Origin of the sequence: Geothermobacter hydrogeniphilus (assembly GCF_002898515.1) — a bacterium.
In the GTDB taxonomy this organism is placed as follows: domain Bacteria; phylum Desulfobacterota; class Desulfuromonadia; order Desulfuromonadales; family Geothermobacteraceae; genus Geothermobacter_A.
Genome location: NZ_PPFX01000007.1, coordinates 1 through 2,553 on the forward strand (window position 1 = coordinate 1; position 2,553 = coordinate 2,553).

The following is a 2,553-nucleotide window of genomic DNA, read 5'->3' on the forward strand; positions in this document are numbered from 1 at the left end:
CGGACTGCTCGATTTTGAACCGCGGAAACGTCACGAAAAAATCTCCTTGGGTGAATTTCGAAGCGGCTCTATTGTAGCATAAAAACACGTGTAAAATCAGCCAATTGTCAAAGATTAAGGGATAGAGGTACTATTGTTAACTCACTGATTCAGGGATAATGCCAGAGCTAACTTGAGTATGGGGAATATTGCCAAATTTGCAATCCCCCTGCCGCCCTTAGAAGAACAAAAACGCATCGTCGCCAAGGTCGACCAACTCATGGCCCTGTGCGACGAACTCGAAGTCAAACTCAACCAGGCTCGGCAGCACAGCAAACAACTGATGGAAGTCACCGTGCGACAGCTTCTGGTGGCGTGATAAGGCTGGAAATGCTATGGCTTATTTCTTGTTTATAGATGAAAGCGGTCAGGACCGGACGAGCTCTCCCTATGAAGTTTTGGCGGGGATGGCTGTAGAGGATCGTGACCTCTGGAACCTCATTCAGGCGATTCAGGGCGCAGAGATCAGGCATTTCGGAACACGATACAGCCATGGTCGGCGTGAATTAAAAGCGAAGAAACTTTTGAATCGAAAGACTTTCAGAAAGGCACGCCAATTGGACCCGTTTCCTGTTGAGGAGCGGCAGGTTTTGGCAAGGGCGTGTCTGGAGCAGGGAGATGCTGCCGGAAGGCGGGAAATTACTGCTCTCGCTCAAGCCAAGTTGGCCTACGTGGAAGAACTTCTCGAAATATGCACCCGCTTCCGCTGTAGGGCTTTTGCCAGTATCGTGGACGCTTGTGGTCCGGAACCTCACGCCTGTGATCTGCTGCGGCGCGACTACTGCTACCTTTTTGAACGGTTTTTCTATTATCTGGAAGACAAAGACGAGGAGGCTTCGGGGATTATTGTCTTTGATGAACTGGAGAAAAGTAAGAGTCACGTCCTTGTTAGCCAGATGGATACTTATTTCAAACGAACGGCAAAGGGCCGGTTGCGGGCCCGGCAAATTATACCAGAACCATTTTTTGTGCACAGTGACCTGACGACCGGCATTCAGTTGGCTGATTTGATCGCTTATGTTACGTCGTGGGGGTTCCGGATTCGAGAACTGAATCAGCCGGTTAGAGAGGAATTGGGGCCGTATGTTGAGGCGATCTGCCAACTCCGGCATCGTTCGACGCGTGAAATAAATGGCAACCCTGATTTTAATATTTGGAGTTTTGCCGTGATTAAGGATCTCGGGTACGGCGAGAATGAGGGCTGAGTGGCCTTTCGGCAAAGAAAAAAGGCAATGTCAACCGGGGTCGACAAAGCCTCCGCTATAAATATCGTCGCCTGTGCAATAGTTGTCAAGAGTTTTTTTATGTTGATCAGATTTTGATTTTTGAAGGCATTTTTATAGGGGGAATCCTGTGCTAACTCAACCATCCTTGCCTGGGGCAACTTCGGCGAGATCGCCATTTCGGAAATCCAGCAGCCTTTTGTGTGGGATGCCACCAAAGTCCGTGACCTGGTGGACTCTCTCTGTCAGGGGGGGGCGAGCGGCTATCTGATTGCCGGGCTTAATCCCAATGTCAAGTTGAAGGATGGCACGATATCCGAAGGGCAAGAAGGTTCTGATCGACGGTCAACAGTGCGTGACGGCAGAATCAATTAAATGTACAGACAACGAGGGGGAACATGTTTTCACCAAAATTGCCGCATCTGGAGGATGATGGCCTGATTACACCTGAAGTCGGGTTCTGGGGTGAGACCAAATATCGTCTGGTACAGAATTATGCCAGCATGTTTACTGCCGCCATGAAAGCCAAATGGGATCACTTGGTGTATGTGGACCTGTTTGCGGGATCTGGCCGGGCGAAACTTGACGAAAGCGGGGCAACTGTCCCGGCGTCGCCGTTGCTTGCCATGGAGATAGATCACCCCTTTAGCCGATATATCTTCTGCGAACAGAACGAGGAAAAACTTCATGCTTTGCGGTTGCGGGTTGAAAGAGATTACCCACAGAATGATGTCTGTTACCTTCTCGGCGACGCCAACCAGCTGGTTGACGACATCCTTGCTGAAATGCCCGCTTATGGCGGAGGGTCAAAAGTCCTCGGATTCTGTTTTGCCGATCCTTACAACCTGGAGAGCCTGAAGTTCGATACCCTCAGGAAGCTCGCGCAACGGTTTTTTGATTTTCTGGTTCTGATCCCGACCGGCATGGATGCGCAACGCAATATCGATCGTTATGTAGCGAGTCCACGATCAAAACTTGATGATTTTCTCGGGACAATGGAATGGCGTAAGGCTTGGGAAGAGGCTCGGCGTAAAGGACAAAAGGCGGAAATTTTCCTGACGGAGTTTTTTGGGACACAGATGGGATCAATGACTTATCTTGTCCCACCTGTCGACGAAACTGTTAAAATACGAAACAGAAAGACGACGATTTATCGCCTGGGCTTCTATAGTCGCCATCCTCTTGCCAGGAAGTTTTTCAAAGAAGCCCGGAAATACAGCGAAGATCAGCTGGGATTCGGTTTCTGACATGAGTACAAAATCAAAAATCGAATGGACCGAACAGACCTGGA

General features: G+C 49.5%; 3 protein-coding genes and 1 pseudogene. All 4 read left to right on the forward strand.

What is annotated here, in order from left to right:
• Window positions 1-178 precede the first annotated feature (178 nt).
• The 4 genes and pseudogenes from C2E25_RS04525 (at window position 179) to tcmP (ending at window position 2,509) form a co-directional block, all read left to right on the forward strand.
• Window positions 179-358, forward strand: coding sequence for a restriction endonuclease subunit S (locus C2E25_RS04525; protein WP_103114604.1), 180 nt, complete (start codon window positions 179-181; stop codon window positions 356-358).
• 16 nt (window positions 359-374) lie between these two features.
• Window positions 375-1,244, forward strand: a complete 870-nt coding sequence (locus C2E25_RS04530; protein ID WP_103114605.1) for a DUF3800 domain-containing protein — start codon at window positions 375-377, stop codon at window positions 1,242-1,244.
• A gap of 162 nt (window positions 1,245-1,406) precedes the next feature.
• A pseudogene (locus tag C2E25_RS18075) lies at window positions 1,407-1,626 on the forward strand (hypothetical protein); the annotation flags it as partial.
• A gap of 34 nt (window positions 1,627-1,660) precedes the next feature.
• On the forward strand, window positions 1,661-2,509 hold the full coding sequence (gene tcmP, locus C2E25_RS04540) for a three-Cys-motif partner protein TcmP (protein ID WP_103114606.1): 849 nt from the start codon (window positions 1,661-1,663) through the stop codon (window positions 2,507-2,509).
• The last annotated feature ends 44 nt before the right edge of the window (window positions 2,510-2,553 follow it).

Bases quoted from the DNA above. Each gene is read 5' to 3' on its own strand.
- tcmP (WP_103114606.1), top strand. From the start codon at position 1,661: ATGTTTTCACCAAAATTGCCGCATCTGGAGGATGATGGCCTGATTACA.
- C2E25_RS04525 (WP_103114604.1), top strand. From the start codon at position 179: ATGGGGAATATTGCCAAATTTGCAATCCCCCTGCCGCCCTTAGAAGAA.
- C2E25_RS04530 (WP_103114605.1), top strand. From the start codon at position 375: ATGGCTTATTTCTTGTTTATAGATGAAAGCGGTCAGGACCGGACGAGC.